This window comes from Pseudoalteromonas sp. PA2MD11, from assembly GCF_017808125.1.
Taxonomy (GTDB): Bacteria; Pseudomonadota; Gammaproteobacteria; order Enterobacterales; family Alteromonadaceae; genus Pseudoalteromonas; species Pseudoalteromonas simplex.
Genome location: NZ_JADKNF010000006.1, coordinates 1 through 16,919, shown reverse-complemented (window position 1 = coordinate 16,919; position 16,919 = coordinate 1). Strand labels below are relative to the sequence as shown.

16 protein-coding genes are annotated in these 16,919 nt (G+C 42.1%); 11 read left to right on the top strand and 5 right to left on the bottom strand.

The features are described from left to right. Positions 1 to 19: 19 nt before the first annotated feature. Positions 20 to 1,405: a tRNA 5-hydroxyuridine modification protein YegQ gene (gene yegQ / locus ISP07_RS08820; RefSeq protein WP_054553530.1), complete on the bottom strand. Its 1,386-nt coding sequence runs from the start codon at positions 1,403 to 1,405 to the stop codon at positions 20 to 22. Positions 1,406 to 2,172: 767 nt separating this feature from the next. Here yegQ and ndk point away from each other — a divergent pair. From ndk to ISP07_RS08770, 10 genes are all read left to right on the top strand, one after another. Then, positions 2,173 to 2,604 carry a nucleoside-diphosphate kinase gene (gene ndk / locus ISP07_RS08815; protein WP_036972405.1) on the top strand — a complete coding sequence of 144 codons (432 nt, stop codon included), beginning with the start codon at positions 2,173 to 2,175 and terminating at the stop codon, positions 2,602 to 2,604. A 170-nt stretch (positions 2,605 to 2,774) separates the two neighbouring features. After that, positions 2,775 to 3,905: a bifunctional tRNA (adenosine(37)-C2)-methyltransferase TrmG/ribosomal RNA large subunit methyltransferase RlmN gene (locus ISP07_RS08810; RefSeq protein ID WP_054553528.1), complete on the top strand. Its 1,131-nt coding sequence runs from the start codon at positions 2,775 to 2,777 to the stop codon at positions 3,903 to 3,905. 114 nt (positions 3,906 to 4,019) lie between these two features. Then, positions 4,020 to 5,807, top strand: coding sequence for a type IV pilus biogenesis/stability protein PilW (gene pilW / locus ISP07_RS08805; protein WP_209327403.1), 1,788 nt, complete (start codon positions 4,020 to 4,022; stop codon positions 5,805 to 5,807). Further along, on the top strand, positions 5,804 to 6,688 hold the full coding sequence (locus ISP07_RS08800; RefSeq protein WP_209327402.1) for a RodZ domain-containing protein: 885 nt from the start codon (positions 5,804 to 5,806) through the stop codon (positions 6,686 to 6,688). Before pilW ends, ISP07_RS08800 begins: the two co-directional genes overlap by 4 nt. Positions 6,689 to 6,693: 5 nt before the next feature. Further along, positions 6,694 to 7,812, top strand: coding sequence for a flavodoxin-dependent (E)-4-hydroxy-3-methylbut-2-enyl-diphosphate synthase (gene ispG / locus ISP07_RS08795; protein WP_209327401.1), 1,119 nt, complete (start codon positions 6,694 to 6,696; stop codon positions 7,810 to 7,812). A 133-nt stretch (positions 7,813 to 7,945) separates the two neighbouring features. Beyond that, the gene (gene hisS, locus ISP07_RS08790; RefSeq protein ID WP_055022058.1) at positions 7,946 to 9,220 is read left to right on the top strand and encodes a histidine--tRNA ligase; all 1,275 of its coding nucleotides are present in this window, start codon (positions 7,946 to 7,948) and stop codon (positions 9,218 to 9,220) included. Between the two features lie 24 nt (positions 9,221 to 9,244). Next, on the top strand, positions 9,245 to 9,865 hold the full coding sequence (locus ISP07_RS08785) for a YfgM family protein (RefSeq protein WP_209327400.1): 621 nt from the start codon (positions 9,245 to 9,247) through the stop codon (positions 9,863 to 9,865). 9 nt (positions 9,866 to 9,874) lie between these two features. Continuing rightward, positions 9,875 to 11,053 carry an outer membrane protein assembly factor BamB gene (bamB, locus tag ISP07_RS08780; RefSeq protein ID WP_138601964.1) on the top strand — a complete coding sequence of 393 codons (1,179 nt, stop codon included), beginning with the start codon at positions 9,875 to 9,877 and terminating at the stop codon, positions 11,051 to 11,053. 75 nt (positions 11,054 to 11,128) lie between these two features. Continuing rightward, positions 11,129 to 12,598: a ribosome biogenesis GTPase Der gene (der, locus tag ISP07_RS08775; protein WP_054553521.1), complete on the top strand. Its 1,470-nt coding sequence runs from the start codon at positions 11,129 to 11,131 to the stop codon at positions 12,596 to 12,598. Between the two features lie 115 nt (positions 12,599 to 12,713). After that, positions 12,714 to 13,094: a VOC family protein gene (locus ISP07_RS08770; RefSeq protein ID WP_187489350.1), complete on the top strand. Its 381-nt coding sequence runs from the start codon at positions 12,714 to 12,716 to the stop codon at positions 13,092 to 13,094. Positions 13,095 to 13,106: 12 nt separating this feature from the next. On the opposite strand, the gene ISP07_RS08765 is transcribed toward ISP07_RS08770, so the two are convergent. After that, positions 13,107 to 13,547, bottom strand: a complete 441-nt coding sequence (locus ISP07_RS08765; protein ID WP_209327399.1) for a MarR family winged helix-turn-helix transcriptional regulator — start codon at positions 13,545 to 13,547, stop codon at positions 13,107 to 13,109. Between the two features lie 177 nt (positions 13,548 to 13,724). On the opposite strand from ISP07_RS08765, the gene ISP07_RS08760 reads away from it, so the two are divergent. Further along, entirely contained in the window at positions 13,725 to 14,723 is a 999-nt protein-coding gene (locus tag ISP07_RS08760) for an NADP-dependent oxidoreductase (RefSeq protein WP_209327398.1), read from the top strand. A gap of 100 nt (positions 14,724 to 14,823) precedes the next feature. Here ISP07_RS08760 and ISP07_RS08755 read toward each other — a convergent pair whose 3' ends face one another. The 3 genes from ISP07_RS08755 to ISP07_RS08745 all read right to left on the bottom strand — a co-directional run. Beyond that, the gene (locus ISP07_RS08755; protein WP_209327397.1) at positions 14,824 to 15,579 is read right to left on the bottom strand and encodes a hypothetical protein; all 756 of its coding nucleotides are present in this window, start codon (positions 15,577 to 15,579) and stop codon (positions 14,824 to 14,826) included. Continuing rightward, positions 15,566 to 16,321 carry a hypothetical protein gene (locus tag ISP07_RS08750; RefSeq protein ID WP_209327396.1) on the bottom strand — a complete coding sequence of 252 codons (756 nt, stop codon included), beginning with the start codon at positions 16,319 to 16,321 and terminating at the stop codon, positions 15,566 to 15,568. Before ISP07_RS08750 ends, ISP07_RS08755 begins: the two co-directional genes overlap by 14 nt. Continuing rightward, positions 16,308 to 16,919, bottom strand: a 612-nt coding sequence (locus tag ISP07_RS08745) for a hypothetical protein (protein WP_209327395.1), incomplete at its 5' end; no start/stop codon positions are given. The genes ISP07_RS08745 and ISP07_RS08750, both read right to left, overlap by 14 nt.

Here is a 16,919-nt window from a genome sequence, read left to right as displayed (position 1 = left end):
TGACTTAGCGCATCTTCTATTAAGCTTTATTAAATGGGTTACGGGTATCTTGGTCGGCATCGAGATTCCGCATCAAGATTGCGTGCTCTAAATCGATATCTTCTGGCAGAGGGATTTTAACAATATGGCCCGAACCTTTTGCATCGCTAATGGCTTCGCCTTTTTTGTTTTCCATAAAATCTAGCTTGAAGTTAATATTCCCTTTTGGCGTCATAAGCTCAAGTGAATGACCAGTACAGAACTTATTCTTCACATCAATTTCAACTAAGCCATTATCGTTGCGGCCTAATACTTCACCCACAAACTGCTGTTTATCTGACACCGAATGACCATACTCATAGTTTTGATAGTCTTGATGTGCATGGCGTTTTAAAAACCCTTCGGTATAGCCTCGGTGCGCTAAGTTTTCGAGGGTTTTAAATAAGTTTGCGTCAAATGGACGGCCAGCAACGGCATCATCAATGGCTTTACGATACACTTGTGCAGTACGAGCAACATAGTAGAAAGACTTGGTACGGCCTTCAATTTTTAAACTATGCACGCCCATTTTCGTTAGTTGATCAACATATTGAACTGCACGTAAATCTTTTGAGTTCATTATGTAAGTGCCATGCTCGTCTTCAAATGCAGGCATATATTCACCTGGGCGCCCTTGCTCTTCAAGCATAAACACTTCGTTACTTGGAGCACCATCACCAAGTGTTGGGATCACCGCTTTAGGGTCAATTTTATGTACCATTTCGCCGGTTTCATTTTCGGTGCCCGGTTTCACATCGTAGTTCCAACGACATGCATTAGTGCACGTACCTTGGTTTGGATCGCGTTTATTAATATAACCCGATAACAAGCAACGGCCAGAGTACGCCATGCAAAGTGCACCGTGAACAAACACTTCTAGTTCTGTATTTGGGCATAGCTCACGAATTTCAGCGATTTCTTCAAGGGATAATTCGCGCGATAAAATGACTCGTTCAATACCCTGCTGAGCCCAAAAGTTCACTGTGGCATAGTTCACCGCATTGGCCTGCACAGATAAGTGAATAGGCATATCTGGCCATTTTTCACGCACTAACATGATAAGCCCAGGATCAGACATGATCAGCGCATCTGGCTGCATCTCAATAACTGGCTCAATGTCGCGTAAGTACGATTTTACCTTGGCATTGTGAGGAGCAATGTTCGACACCACATACAATTTTTTATTTTGCGCATGCGCTTCGTTAATACCGATTTGCAGGTTATCTAGGTCAAACTCATTATTACGAACACGAAGACTGTAACGAGGTTGGCCAGCGTAAACGGCATCTGCACCATAGGCAAAGGCATAACGCATATTCTTTAAACTACCCGCAGGTGATAACAACTCAGGCGTAAAAGGACGAGGGGTCAAAATAGGTGACGACATGAAAGCTCCACACATCGAACCGAGTACAAGTCGGTTGCATGAATTAATACGATATTGAAGCGCGGCAGTATAATAACCTGCCCAGTAATTTTATTGATCTAGATCATGCTTGATAGAAACTTAGCAAACCAGCTGTGAGCCTATAAAAAGAAAAAAGGTGACCAATCCTATGGCCACCTTTTTAGATCAAACTCAATTAACTATCCAGGGTAATTGGTTTGGAATTGCTAATGTTAACAGCCCAAAAAGCTACAACATATATTCTTTAATAATTATGTAGTTATATTATATGCTAAATGTGATTTTTTGATTACAAAAACTACAACAACAGCACTTCTTCAGTTTCAAGCGCAAAGGTTTTGCCGTTTGCAAAACGAATAGCGATTTAAAAAATATGACTACTTCCAACTTCAGGAGCTTGGTTAGGTTTAGTTCAATAAATATAGGGGCTGTAATGGGTAATACGCTTGCGAAGTCCTCTACACAGGCATAGTTGCCATCACTGTAATAATCAAAATCATTAACAAACACTTCTGTGATATCACACACGCTATGTATACTCGTAACCACGCTGAGTTCATTGTGGAAACAAGTGCTTAACTGTAAAAGGTGTTCGCATTTTATACTCGTTTTGCTGAACATTTTTAGATTCATGAAAATGCCATCAAATGACTATTTAATTAAATTAGGAATTTTCACGTAAAGCGCGTATAATTCGCGCCCGTTAATATTTAACCTTTTAAATTTAAAATTATTGGAGCATAAAGATGGCTTTAGAGCGTACTTTTTCAATCGTAAAACCTGATGCAGTTGCTAAAAACCACATCGGTGCTATCTACAACCGTTTCGAAACTGCGGGTCTTAAAATCGTTGCAGCTAAAATGGTTCACCTTTCAAAAGAAAAAGCTGAAGGTTTCTACGCTGAGCACAGCGAGCGTCCTTTCTTCGGTGCTTTAGTTGAGTTCATGACATCTGGTCCAGTAATGGTTACTGTTCTTGAAGGTGAGAACGCAGTACTTAAAAACCGTGAAATCATGGGTGCTACTAACCCTGCTGAAGCACTAGCGGGTACTTTACGTGCTGACTACGCAGACAGCATCGACGAAAATGCTGTTCACGGTTCTGACGCTGTTGAATCAGCTGCACGTGAAATCGCATACTTCTTCGCTGACGAAGAAATCTGCCCACGTACTCGTTAATTTCGAGTTCACAGCTAAGTCTGTGATGCAGAAGAAAAAGGGCTTTCGGGCCCTTTTTTAGTCATTAGCTAAGCCCATTGTAAATCTGTTTAGCTAATGACTAAGTCGATTAAATAATGTACAATCGCGCACCCAAACTACTTACCACCGTCACTGATTGAGGTTGTTTCATGACCACTGAAAAAAAGATTAATTTATTAGATTTAAACCGAGATGCAATGCGTGAGCTTTTTGTATCATTCGGTGAAAAGCCATTCCGTGGCGATCAGGTGATGAAATGGATTTATCATTTTGGCGTAGACAATTTTGACGACATGACAAACGTCAACAAAAAGCTTAAAGAAAAGCTAAAAGCTGAATGTGAAATTGTTGCTCCCGAGATCTCTGTTAAACAAGTAGCGACTGATGGCACTATTAAATACGCCCTGATGCTACAAGGTGGCCAAGAAGTAGAAGCTGTTTGGATCCCAGAAAAAGACCGCGCAACTTTATGTGTTTCATCACAGGTAGGTTGTGCCCTTGAATGTACCTTCTGCTCTACGGCACAACAAGGCTTTAACCGTAACTTAGCGGTATCTGAGATCATCGGCCAAGTTTGGCGTGTCGCGAAAGATATTGGTTTAGACGGCGACAGCACTAAACGCCCTGTAACTAACGTTGTAATGATGGGTATGGGTGAGCCATTACTTAACCTTAAAAACGTCGTACCAGCAATGGAGCTTATGATGGACGATTGGGGTTTTGGTTTATCAAAACGTCGCGTTACATTAAGTACCTCAGGTGTGGTTCCTGCGCTTGATCTATTAAAAGAGAAGATTGACGTAGCATTGGCTATTTCACTGCATGCGCCAAACAATGAGCTGCGAGATGTACTAGTACCAATTAATAAAAAGTACCCAATTGAAGAGTTTTTAGCCGCATGTCGTCGATATATCGATGGTTCTAAAGCAAACAAAGATGTGACTATCGAATACGTTATGCTACAAGGTGTGAACGACAGTACCGATCAAGCCCACGAATTGGTTAAAACACTTAAAGGTACACCTTCAAAAGTGAACCTGATCCCGTTTAATCCATTCCCGGGTAATGAATATGGCCGTTCGAGTAACAGCCGTATCGACCGCTTCTCTAAAGTATTACAAGCAGCAGGTATTACCTGTATCGTTCGCCGTACTCGTGGTGATGATATTGATGCAGCTTGTGGTCAATTAGTGGGTGATGTCGTTGACCGTACTAAACGTTTAGCGAAAAAGAAAATGCGCGAAGATAACGCAATTGCGGTAAACATTCACCAAGCATAAGCGTAACTTTTGAAGTTAAGCCTTTGTGGCAAACTCGTTATTTTTAAAATAATAGATGCAACACAAAGGCTTTTCGGTAAGATAGGCATACGGAATCAAAGAAGAGATTAGGTAATGCGTTCTATACTTGCCATTACTGTTAGTGCATTTGCATTAACAGGGTGTGTTACAGAAAACAGCTACGAAGGTAGCGACAGACCCGTTGTTGAAAAACAAGTTAACAATACCGGTGCTGCCCGTACCCGTATCGCCCTTGCGTTACAGTACTTAAAAACAGGCAATAACTCACAAGCAAAATATAATTTAGAACGCGCCGCAGATTTTGCACCTGACCTCCCTGAAGTTCATTACTCTTTAGCTTATTACTATCAACAGGTTGATGAACCAGAACTTGCCGATAAAGCCTATCAGCGCGCATTAAAAATTGCCCCTAATGATCCAAACACCTTAAACAATTATGGTGTATTTTTGTGTGGCATTGGTGAGTATGACCGCGCTGCAGAAGAGCTTCTTAAAGCGATTTCAATTCCTAGCTATATTCGTGTAGCTGAAAGTTACGAAAACTTAGCTTTATGTGCGATTGAATTTGATGACTTCGAAAATGCGGAAAAATACCTAAAATCAGCACTTAATCACAGCTCGCAGCGCCCTTCTTCAATGATAAGCTTGGCTGGTTTGTATTACGCAAAAAGCGATCTACATAAAGCTGAAGATATTATTGAAAAATATGAATCAACAGGCCGCGTAACACCTCGTGCACTTATGCTCAGCTATCTTATCCAGCAACGTATGGGACACATAGAAAAAGCCGAAGCAACTGCAGGTATCATTTTACAAACTTACCCCGGCTCAAACGAAGCTAAAGCCATTACTTCTGGGCAGGTTAAACGTTCAGAGTTTGAAATATTACGAGAAAAATATCGTCAAGCTCAACTCGAAGAGCTCCAGATTTCAAGCGATAATTCATCGGTTAGCAAAGACCAACCAAAGATCCGAATCGTAAAAAGAAAAGCCCCAACAAAGGCGAATGAAACAGTAATTGTAGATAAGACAGATGTACAAACTTCTAATGCAAAAGAAGTATATGCTACGAATCAGCAAAAGTCAGAAGTGCCTGCAATTAATGAACAAGAAACTGTCGAATCAACCCAATATGTTGCAAACATGCCAGCCCTAGTTGTAGAGCAAGCAAAGATTCAGCCCGAAGCTTCGGGTTTTAAGACTGAATCGTCAAAAAAAATAGCATCAACGGCAACTAAGCCTGTCGATACTGAAGCTGTTGTTAATGCGCTTGCGGTAAAAACACCAGAACAAAAGAAAAGTATATCAACACCTAAAGCAGCTAACGATGAAGTCACTATTGTTTCTTTTGGGGCACCCACATCTCCTGAAATTAAGCAACAAACTTCGACTTCTGCAAAAGCTGTCAGCAAAAATGAAAGCACAGTGATATTTTATCAGCCTGAAAAAGATGAAAATGTCTTTGGCGAAGAATCCAACTATGCAAGCCAAACGAGTCAAACCTCGTACTCAGTGACTTCTGAACAAATACAATTACCCATGCTCAACCCACGTGTACCTGCGCTGAATATCCCTTACCATATTATTGAAAATGGTGAAAACCTATTTAGCATTTCAGTGCGATACAATGTTAAACTACAGAAGATTTTGCTGTGGAATGGCTTAAAAGAATCGGATCGCGTACAAAACGGTACCCGCATCTATTTAAATGATCCGAATATTTATCACGACATTAATGCTGGTGATACTTTGTACGACATTGCCACGCAGCATAGCGTATTAATCGATCAATTAATGCGCTGGAACAAATTGAGCCCAGATGTTGCCCTTAAGCCTGGGCATAGACTTTTATTGGTAGATCCAGACTCATACGCATTATGAATGAAGAAAACAATTTAGAACAACCACAAGAAACGCTCGGCCAGGCGCTAAAAAAACGCCGCGAAGAAGCAGGAATGAGCCTTGAGCAGCTTGCTGGTGCATTAAAATTATCAGTTTTACAATTACAACGATTAGAAAACGACGAACATGAATTACTAGGCCCTGCAACCTTCGTAAAAGGTTATATCAGAAGCTATTGTCGTGAGCTACAAATAGATAGCCAAGCCATGCTTGAATTGTTACCTGAGCATGTTGAACCAGCTAAAAAATCTAATATGCAGAGCTTCTCTCGTCGCACCGAAAAAGAAGCAAACGATAGCCGTTTAATGCTATTCAGTTATTTTATTTTAGCTGTCATTATAGGCTCATCGGTCGTTTGGTGGTGGCAAAATAGTAATCAAAGTATCGAAGAGCCGGTAACAACGGCGATGCCAAGTCAGCTTGAAAGTAATGAGCTAACCACTAAATTGGCAGACGAAGCGCCAGTTGAAGAAACAGTTCAATTGCCTACAGAAGACAAAGAAGTTATTGAGCCACAAGAAACTGTGCCAACAACTAACAATGAAGTAGCAAATCAGGCTGCATCACAAAGCCAATTAACTGCTCAGCCGCAAACCAAAAAAGCTGATCCTGAGCACAGCGAAGTGGTGATGCACTTCAATGAAGATAGCTGGGTAGAAATTCACGATGGCAACGGCGATCGTATTGCTTTTGGTGTTAAGAAAGCAGGTTACGTTATGACAGTAACCGGCCCACAGCCGTTTAGTGTGGTGCTCGGCAAACACCAAGTAGTCGATATTACTTTTCAAGGTCAAGCCGTCGATACCTCACATTTTGCCAAAAATCGCTTAGCTAAATTTACTTTACCGTTATCAGAGTAATCGCAATGTTTTCAGAATCTCCTATTAAACGCAGAAAATCGACCCGTATTAACGTAGGTAACGTGCCAATTGGTGATGGTGCGCCAATTGCCGTTCAGTCGATGACTAACACCAACACCCTAGATATCGATGCAACGGTTGCACAAATTCAAGCTATTCAAGATGCCGGCGCCGACATTGTGCGTGTGTCTGTACCAACCATGGAAGCAGCTGAAGCATTTAAAAGCATTAAAGAACAAGTCACTATCCCGCTGGTAACAGATATTCACTTTGATTACCGTATAGCATTAAAAGTGGCTCAGTATGGTGCTGATTGTTTGCGTATTAACCCAGGTAACATTGGTAGCGAAGAGCGTATTCGTGCCGTTGTAGACTCAGCCCGTGAGCATAACATTCCGATTCGTATTGGTGTTAATGGCGGTTCATTAGAGCGCGACTTACAAGAAAAATACGGTGAACCAACACCAGAAGCTTTACTTGAATCAGCTATGCGCCATGTTGAGATCTTACAACGTTTTGACTTTGACCAATTTAAAGTATCCGTTAAAGCGTCAGATGTATTTTTAGCGGTCGGTGCATATCGTTTACTTGCGAAAGAAATCGACCAGCCACTGCATTTAGGCATTACCGAAGCGGGTGGTATGCGCTCAGGTTCAGTTAAATCAGCTGTTGGCTTAGGTATGCTACTTGCCGAAGGCATAGGTGACACATTACGCGTATCACTTGCTGCCGATCCGGTACAAGAGATCAAAGTGGGTTTTGATATTTTAAAATCACTACGCATTCGCTCGCGCGGCATTAACTTTATTGCCTGCCCGAGCTGCTCACGCCAAGAGTTTGATGTGGTAAGCACCATGAACCAACTTGAAGAGCGCCTTGAAGACGTAGTTGAGCCTATGTCAGTGTCAGTGATTGGTTGTGTGGTAAATGGCCCTGGTGAAGCGCTGATTAGTGATATCGGCCTTGCTGGTGCGAACCGTCGCTCTGGCTTATACATCAATGGTGAGCGTCAAAAAGCACGTATCGATAACGATAACATTGTCGACCAACTTGAAGGCTATGTGCGCGACTTTATCGCTAAAAAAGAGAAAGAAACGCCAATCGACATCAAAATCGTTGAATAATTCGCATATACTCGGCAAACCCTTGGGTTTGCCGTTTACCTTTAGAGCCCAAACGGTATAATAGCGGGTCAATTTTTTAGTTTTTCTTGAGGCGCGATTTTTTCAGCGCAAGTACAGTATTTAGGATTTATCAGTGGCAAAACAAATTCAGGCAGTTCGTGGTATGAACGATTGTCTGCCAGGCGATACGCAAATTTGGCAGAAAGTAGAAGACATTTTACGTGAAACAGTTTCATCGTTTGGTTATCAAGAAATTCGTTTTCCAATTGTTGAATCAACCGACCTATTCAAACGCTCTATCGGTGAAGTAACCGATATCGTCGAAAAAGAAATGTACACCTTTGCTGACCGTAATGGCGATAACTTAACTCTTCGCCCTGAAGGTACCGCAGTGTGTGTGCGTGCAGGTAATCAAAACGGTTTACTGTATAACCAAGAACAACGTTTATGGTACATGGGCCCTATGTTCCGTCACGAGCGTCCACAAAAAGGCCGTTACCGTCAATTCCACCAATTTGGTTTAGAAACATTCGGCATTGCCACTGCTGATATTGATGCAGAAGTTATTTTGCTGACAGCCCAATTATGGAAAGAGTTTGGTATCAATGAACACGTTCGTCTGGAGCTTAATTCATTGGGTTCAAATGAAGCGCGTGCAGACTATCGAGATGCACTTGTTGCTTACTTAGAGCAACACGTCGATGTACTTGATGAAGACTCTAAGCGTCGTATGCACACTAATCCTTTACGTGTGTTAGATAGCAAAAACCCTGATGTACAAGCCATTTTAACTGATGCGCCTAAACTATCTGAGCACTTAGATGCTGAATCAAAAGAACATTTTGAAAATTTATGTGAACGTTTAGACGCTGCTGGCGTCGAATACACGGTAAATGAAAAGCTTGTACGTGGCCTTGACTATTACAACCGCACCGTTTTTGAGTGGGTAACCGATAGCCTAGGCGCACAAGGAACCGTTTGTGCCGGTGGTCGTTACGATGGCCTAGTTGAACAACTTGGCGGTAAAGCAACACCAGCGGTAGGTTTTGCAATGGGTCTTGAGCGTTTAGTGTTATTACTTCAAGCACTAGAAAGTGTAGGTGACATCCGCCGTAGTGCTGATGTATATTTGGCAGCCATGGGCGATAAAGCCAGCATTCAAGCGCCTATCATTGCCGCTCAGTTACGTAAAGATGTTGCAGGTCTTCGTGTTATGGTGCACGCAGGCGGTGGCAACTTTAAAAAGCAATTAAAACGCGCAGATAAAAGCGATGCGCTAGTCGCAGTTATTATCGGCGAAGATGAATTAGAACAAGGCGTTGTGACAATTAAGTACTTACGTGAGCGTAAAGAACAAGTCACCTTAAAACTAGAAGAAGCGAAAACGCTACTAGCTGAGCTTATTTAAGCCCAGCTAGCAACAGAGGTAAGCATGGAAATTTATTCAACAGAAGAACAACAAGAAGAAGCGATCAAACGCTTTTTCCGTGAAAATGGTTTAGCACTTGCGATTGGTATTGTTGCTGGTTTAGGTGGTTTATATGGTTGGAAAGCTTATAACCAAAACCAAATCACCACGGCTGAGAAAGCATCTGACTCTTTTACACAACTTGTTGAAAGCGGTGCCGTGCTAGAAAAAGCGGATACGTTTATTAAAGAAAATAGCGAGTCAAGCTACAGCACGCTAACAGCATTTGTAGCGGCGAAAGAAGCCGTTGACAAGAATGACCTTGATGCAGCAAGCGAAAAGCTGAACTGGATCATCACCAACGAGCAAAACCCTGAGCTTAAAGCAACGGCAACAACCCGCCTTGCTCGTGTTCACCTTGCGCAAAAGCAATATGAGCAAGCGCTAACAACGCTAAATGCCCAGCTTCCAGCATCATTTACTGCTGCAGTCGCTGAATTAAAAGGCGATGTTTATGCTGCACAAGGCGACAAAGACCAAGCACGCAGCCAATACCAAGCTGCTGCGGATAATGGCGGCCTTGAAAACAACCCGTTATTACAAATTAAACTTGATGACTTAGCACAAACTAGCCCAGCGGCGTAAGGGGTTAAGATGAAGAAGTTAACAGCGGCAACACTTGCTCTGTGTATCGCAACCCTAACTGGGTGTTCGTCAAGTGATGACGAAGAAGAACTGGTACTGCCTGAAATTGTTAATCAGTTTGAGACAGACGTAGTATGGCAAGAATCAATTGGTGACGGTGTTCAGCATTATTTCTCGCGCTTAACGCCTGCTATTCATAACGATGTTGTGTATGTAGCAAACCGCGAAGGTGAAGTTGAAGCCTTATCGCTTGAAAATGGCGATACGCTATGGCAAACCGATGTGCGTGAAAACCCTGCCTTTTGGCCTTGGGAAACCACAGAAAGTGCAAAGTTATCGGGTGGTATATTACAAGCTTACGGCAAAATTTTTGTTGGTTCTGAGCATGGTTACTTAACCGCGCTAGACCGTGAAACAGGTGAAATTGTTTGGCGTAAAACGATGCCTGGCGAAGTACTTGCTAAACCTGCTGCAGGCGACGGCTTAATCTTTGTAAACCTAGGCTCTGGTAAATTATTAGCAGTGCACCCAGATACAGGTGAAGAACGTTGGCGCTTCGAACAAGAAGTACCACCACTGACATTACGTGGTCAAAGTTCACCAACTGTGGCAAACGGCGGTGTATTACTAGGTCTTGAAACAGGTAAACTGAGCGTATTAATTTCAGAAAACGGCTACTCTGCATGGAGTGCTGAAATTGCCTCTCCAAAGGGTGCATCTGAGTTTGAACGTTTAGTTGATGTAGATACACAAGCATTAATTAGCGGCCCATACGCCTATGCAATCGCTTATAATGGTAACTTAGCAGCCGTTGATATTCGTTCAGGTAATGTTGTTTGGAAACGTGAATATAGCAGCTACCGTGATTTATCGATGGATAGCCAGTCTATCTATGTTGTTGATAGCGATGGTGTTATTTACGGTCTAGATAAAACATCAGGTATTGAGCGCTGGAGCCAACCAGCACTGCGCGGCTGGTACTTAACAGGCCCGACTGTGGCTGGTAAATATTTAGCACTAGGTGACCAAGAAGGTAACCTACACTGGTTAGACAAAGAAACGGGCGAGCTTGTATCGCGCGAAGACTTTGACAGCTCAGGTTTCTTTATTGAGCCTGTTGTTGCCGGTGACAAATTAATTTTATACACCCGAGATGGTGAAGTTAGCGCGGTTAAAATTCCAAACTAACTTACTAATAGTAAACGTTATTTTTCTAAGGCTTCGCTTGGCGAAGCCTTTTGTTGTTTTTTTAAGAGGTAGTTTATGCTTCCCGTGATCGCTCTTGTTGGGCGACCCAATGTGGGCAAATCCACATTATTTAACCGTTTAACACGTACTCGTGACGCCCTCGTAGCCGACTTTCCAGGCTTAACACGAGATAGAAAATATGGCCAAGCTGATTACGATGGCTATGAATTTATCGTGGTAGACACGGGTGGTATTGACGGTTCTGAGCAAGGTATCGAAACTGAAATGGCTGAGCAATCGCTTCTGGCAATTGAAGAAGCCGATATCGTGTTATTTTTAGTTGATGCCCGCGCAGGTATGACCGCCGCTGACCAAGCAATTGCGAATCACCTTCGTAAACAACAGAAGAAATGTTTTGTTGTGGCAAACAAAGTCGATGGTATTGATGCAGACTCATATTGTGCTGAGTTCTACCAGTTAAGCTTAGGCGACGTACATCACATTGCAGCGGCTCACGGCCGTGGTATCACGCAGCTACTTGAAACAACTTTACAGCCAGTCATTGCCGAACTTGCAGGCGAAGCTGAAGAGCTTGAAGAAAGTGATGACGAATTGGTTGATCTTTACAGCGAAGATGAAGAAGGCGAAGACAACCAGCAAGCCTTTGCAGATAAGCCTGTAAAACTTGCTATTATCGGTCGCCCTAACGTTGGTAAGTCAACACTTACCAACCGTATCTTAGGCGAAGAACGTGTAATCGTTTACGATATGCCGGGTACAACCCGTGATTCTATCTATATTCCGATGACACGTAACGACAAAGAGTACATTCTTATTGATACCGCAGGTGTTCGTAAGCGTAAGAAAGTAAGCGATGTTGTAGAAAAATTCTCTGTGATCAAAACCCTTAAAGCAATTGAAGACGCTAACGTCGTATTACTAGTGGTTGATGCGCGCGAAGGTATTTCTGATCAAGATTTAAGTTTACTAGGTTTTGCCTTAAACGCAGGTCGTTCATTGGTTGTTGCTGTTAACAAATGGGACGGCCTTGATGATTACGTTAAAGAACGTATTAAGTCAGAGCTTGACCGTCGTTTAGGTTTCATCGATTTCGCACGTTTACACTTTATCTCTGCTTTACATGGCACAGGTGTTGGTCACTTATTTGAGTCAGTAGACGAAGCATACGAGTCTGCGACTAAGCGTATCAGCACAGCGATGCTGCGTCGTATCATGGATATGGCGCAAGCCGATCACCAACCGCCACTTGTTCGCGGTCGTCGTGTAAAACTTAAATATGCTCACGCAGGTGGCTATAACCCGCCACGTATCGTGATCCACGGTAACCAAGTTCATGACTTACCAGATAGCTACAAGCGCTACCTAATGAACTACTACCGTAAAGCATTAGGCATTATGGGTACGCCAATCAAAATTGAATTTAGAGAAGGCGACAACCCATACGCTGGCCGCACAAATAAAGTGACTTTATCGCAAAAACGTAAGATTCGTGCATTTGCGAAAGAAAACCGCAACAAGTCGTAGCTTCTTCGACTAAGCTTTAAGTATTAAATAAACCTTGTAAGTATGACTTACAAGGTTTTTTTATTGCTGAAACTATGCTTTATTTAATAAACGAATAATAAATAGAGCAGCATAAATGGACTTTTTAAGTCAGGTTATTTACGTCGATAACGTAGAAGAAGTACTCGACTTTTACTATCAAGCATTTGGTTTTAATACCAATCATATCAGTGACGATGCTGAGTACGGTGAACTTGTTACAGGGGCTGTAAAACTTGCCTTTGCAACCCACCCGCATGCGCAAGCATATTTCAAGCAAGGGTATATTCGCGCCCATCCTAAGCAACCTGCTCTTGGTTTTGAGCTAAGATTCAGCTGCCATAATTTAGTCGAAAGTTACGATAAAGCTGTACTTGCTGGTGCTGAGCCATTGTGCCCGCCCACTAAAAAAGACGCCCAGCATTATGCGTATGTTCGCGCGATTGAAGGCACTTTAGTGTGTTTAGTAGAAGATTAGCTTTTTGAAAAATCAACCTTTGCTAAGGTCCGTTTTTGTAAGATCAGTGTGCAGCTCAAGGGTTAATTCACGGAGTAACTCTATTCGCTCTAGACTCATGTTTGAGCGCGCCATTAACTTAGCCGTTAATTCTTCAGCATCGATTTTAAGTTGCATGCCCTGTTCAGTTAACGAGATTACTTTTTTACGCTCATCTTCATTCGACACCTTGCGTGTCAATAATGCTTTCGCTTCTAGGCGTTTAACTATCGGTGTTAAAGTGCCTGAATCGAGGTGCGTATCATGAGAAAGTTCTTTTAAACTCACTTGATTTTTATACCAAAGCGAATGCATCACAATATATTGTGGATAGGTTAAGTCATAAGCTTCAAGGATTGGTCGAAACGCTCTGATCAACGCATTTGTTGCACTGTATAAAGTGAAACACACATTATCTGATAAATTTTTACTCATACTAAAACCCTAAAATAGAATACAGCCGTATTATTGCCTTAATTTAGTTTGCGCGCAAATTATTTTGCGACGATCTATTGCTTTTTAGTGTAAAGATCATTAAATTGATCGCAAATAGTTTGCGCACAAATAGTTTGTACAATTTATTAATTCCAATCAAGCAGATTCGAGGTTTATATGGTTACAAGTCAACAAATTCATTTAGTTTCTCGCCCAGCAGGTATGCCAACACAGGCAAACTTTGCACAGGTTGAAGTAGCGCTTCCTGATTTGAACGACGGCGAAGTGTTAATTAAAAATACCTGGATGTCAGTCGATCCCTACATGCGCCCACGCATGATCGATCGTAAATCGTATATCGCGCCTTTTAACTTAAACGAAGTGATGGAGTCTGGGGTAATCGGTGAAGTAATTGAATCATGTAATAGTGACTTTCCAATTGGTAGTAAAGTGAGCCACATTAATGGCTGGCGAACCATGCATATAAGTGATGGTAGCGACTTAACCCTTTTACCAAGTCTACCAGTTCCTGATCAATTGTTTTTAAGCACCATAGGCATGACGGGGTTAACCGCATGGGCAGGTTTAACAAAAGTGATTAGCCTAAAAGAAACCGATACCGTGTTTGTTTCAGCTGCGTCAGGCGCTGTAGGTAGTGTAGTGTGCCAAATTGCCAAGCTCAAAGGCTGTAAAGTGATTGCGTCGGTTGGCTCTGACGAAAAAGCGCAGATGGTTGAAGCGTTAGGTGTTGATGCAGTAATTAACTATAAAACGGTAACAAACCTAACTGAAGCTCTTGAACAAGCGGCACCACAAGGCATTGATGTGTACTTCGAAAACGTAGGTGGTGATCACCTTGAAGCTGCACTCAATGTAATGAACGATTACGGCCGTATTCCAGTATGTGGCATGATTTCGGGTTACAATAACGACACAGCACAGTCTGGACCGAGCAACCTGTTTTATATCAACTCGAAAAAGCTCACTATGCAAGGCTTTATCGTGATTGATTATTTTTCTCAATTCTCTGAGTTTGTTGAGCAAATGAGTGAGTGGATCAGCGCAGGTAAAATTAAATCTGAAGAAACAGTTTACCACGGTATTGAAAATGCCGTTGATGCATTTCTTGGTCTGTTCGAAGGTAAAAATAAAGGAAAAATGCTGGTTAAGCTTTAACGCCTAACATGCAAATAAAGCCTGTATCTTAGTTGGTACAGGCTTCTTATTAAGCAAGTTTAAAAATACGATTGCCACTCCAAAAAACACCACCTTGCGCTTACAACCCTTCATACTCAGCCTTCCTTGGTTCTAAAATTTGCTCTCTGCAGTCAACCATATCCCAACAATCTGTTTCAGGTACGCCGTAATACCACGCTTTAAAAATAGGTTGATACTTTTCAATCACGCGTTGTTGCATGCTTTCTGAAAAATGAGGCAAGTAAAAAGTTTTGATCACCGTAATATGCCTTGCAATCATCTGTCCTAAATTAAAACGCGCTTGGCGATACCTAATATCTGCTTTTTTAAACTCTCTGCTATCTGGTGCGAATTTTTGCATATCTTGTTTAGGGCCTTCCGCCCAGCCAGCCACTTTGTTCATTTGTTCAGCAAACGGCTTAACAGTAAACGTAACATAAATGGGATCATCAGCATCGGTAGGCGCAAAACCACGTGGAAATCTGCCTTGGTGATAATTCGGGTGGGTCACAGTAAACTCTATGGATGCGTAGGCATTAGCTTGCAATAAGTCTAACCGCTCTCGTGGAAAGGTAATTGGCTCATTGGCATAGGCTGCTTTAAAATATTTATAACCAAATTCAATACCACAACTACTGTGACCGCACGATTCTGAATAGCCCGACTCTATTAAAAAGGGGAATTCTGGCACTGAGCCATCTTCTGTTTTAATTGTCACAACGATGGGTCCGCGATAACCATGCGCTTCATCAAATAAAAAATCACAACCTGTGGTAAAAAAACAGGCCAGTAACACGCAATAAAATTGCACCACCTTGCGCTTATAACCCTTCATACTCTGCCTTCCTTGGTTTTAAAATTTGCTTTCTGCATTTAACCATATTCCAACAATCTGTTTCAGGTACGCCGTAATACCACGCTTTAAAAATAGGTTGATACTTTTCAATCACACGTTGTTGCATGCTTTCTGAAAAATGAGGCAAGTAAAAAGTTTTGATCACCGTAATATGCCTTGCAATCATCTGTCCTAAATTAAAACGTGCTTGGCGATACCTAATATCTGCTTTTTTAAACTCTCTGCTATCTGGTGCGAATTTTTGCATGTCTTGTTTAGGGCCTTCCGCCCAGCCAGCCACTTTGTTCATTTGTTCAGCAAACGGCTTAACAGTAAACGTAACATAAATGGGGTCATCAGCATCGGTAGGCGCAAAACCTCGTGGAAATCCGCCTTGGTGATAATTCGGGTGGGTCACAGTAAACTCTATGGATGCGTAGGCATTAGGTTGCAATAAGTCTAACCGCTCTCGTGGAAAGGTAATTGGCTCATTCGCATAGGCCGTTTTAAAATATTTATATCCAAATTCAATACCACAACTACTGTGACCGCACGATTCTGAATAGCCCGACTCTATTAAAAAGGGGAATTCTGGCACTGAGCCATCTTCTGTTTTAATTGTCACAACGATGGGCCCGCGATACCCATGCGCCTTATCGAGTACTGTAGTGCAACTTGTTGTAAACAAACAGGCCAGTAATACACAATAAAATTGCACCACCTTGCGCTTATAACCCTTCATACTCGGCCTTCCTTGGTTTTAAAATTTGCTTTCTGCAGTCAACCATATCCCAACAATCTGTTTCAGGTACGCCGTAATACCACGCTTTAAAAATAGATTGATACTTTTCAATCACACGTTGTTGCATGCTTTCTGAAAAATGGGGCAAGTAAAAAGTTTTGATCACCGTAATGTGCCTTTTAATCATCTGTCCTAAATTAAAACGCTCTTGGCGATACATCATGTCTGCTTCTTTAAATTCTCTGCTATCTGGTGTGAATTTTTGCATGTCTTGTTTATAACCAGTCGCCCAGCCAGCTACTTTATTCATTTGTTCAGCAAACGGCTTAACAATAAACGTTACATAAATGGGGTCATCAGCATCGGTAGGCGCAAAACCTCGTGGAAACACGCCCTGGTGATAATTAGGATGCGTCACAGTAAACTCAATCGATGCATAGGCATTAGCTTGCAATAAGTCTAACCGCTCCCGCGGAAAGGTAATTGGCTCATTGGCATAGGCTGCTTTAAAATATTTATAACCAAATTCAATACCACAACTACTGTGACCGCACGATTCTGAATAGCCCGACTCTATTAAAAAGGGGAATTCTGGCAC

What these genes read in the sequence shown, in the direction of transcription:
- yegQ (WP_054553530.1), bottom strand. Translation starts at nt 1,405, where the DNA reads ATGTCGTCACCTATTTTGACCCCTCGTCCTTTTACGCCTGAGTTGTTA.
- ndk (WP_036972405.1), top strand. Translation starts at nt 2,173, where the DNA reads ATGGCTTTAGAGCGTACTTTTTCAATCGTAAAACCTGATGCAGTTGCT.
- ISP07_RS08810 (WP_054553528.1), top strand. Translation starts at nt 2,775, where the DNA reads ATGACCACTGAAAAAAAGATTAATTTATTAGATTTAAACCGAGATGCA.
- pilW (WP_209327403.1), top strand. Translation starts at nt 4,020, where the DNA reads ATGCGTTCTATACTTGCCATTACTGTTAGTGCATTTGCATTAACAGGG.
- ISP07_RS08800 (WP_209327402.1), top strand. Translation starts at nt 5,804, where the DNA reads ATGAATGAAGAAAACAATTTAGAACAACCACAAGAAACGCTCGGCCAG.
- ispG (WP_209327401.1), top strand. Translation starts at nt 6,694, where the DNA reads ATGTTTTCAGAATCTCCTATTAAACGCAGAAAATCGACCCGTATTAAC.
- ISP07_RS08785 (WP_209327400.1), top strand. Translation starts at nt 9,245, where the DNA reads ATGGAAATTTATTCAACAGAAGAACAACAAGAAGAAGCGATCAAACGC.
- bamB (WP_138601964.1), top strand. Translation starts at nt 9,875, where the DNA reads ATGAAGAAGTTAACAGCGGCAACACTTGCTCTGTGTATCGCAACCCTA.
- der (WP_054553521.1), top strand. Translation starts at nt 11,129, where the DNA reads ATGCTTCCCGTGATCGCTCTTGTTGGGCGACCCAATGTGGGCAAATCC.
- ISP07_RS08770 (WP_187489350.1), top strand. Translation starts at nt 12,714, where the DNA reads ATGGACTTTTTAAGTCAGGTTATTTACGTCGATAACGTAGAAGAAGTA.
- ISP07_RS08765 (WP_209327399.1), bottom strand. Translation starts at nt 13,547, where the DNA reads ATGAGTAAAAATTTATCAGATAATGTGTGTTTCACTTTATACAGTGCA.
- ISP07_RS08760 (WP_209327398.1), top strand. Translation starts at nt 13,725, where the DNA reads ATGGTTACAAGTCAACAAATTCATTTAGTTTCTCGCCCAGCAGGTATG.
- ISP07_RS08755 (WP_209327397.1), bottom strand. Translation starts at nt 15,579, where the DNA reads ATGAAGGGTTATAAGCGCAAGGTGGTGCAATTTTATTGCGTGTTACTG.
- ISP07_RS08750 (WP_209327396.1), bottom strand. Translation starts at nt 16,321, where the DNA reads ATGAAGGGTTATAAGCGCAAGGTGGTGCAATTTTATTGTGTATTACTG.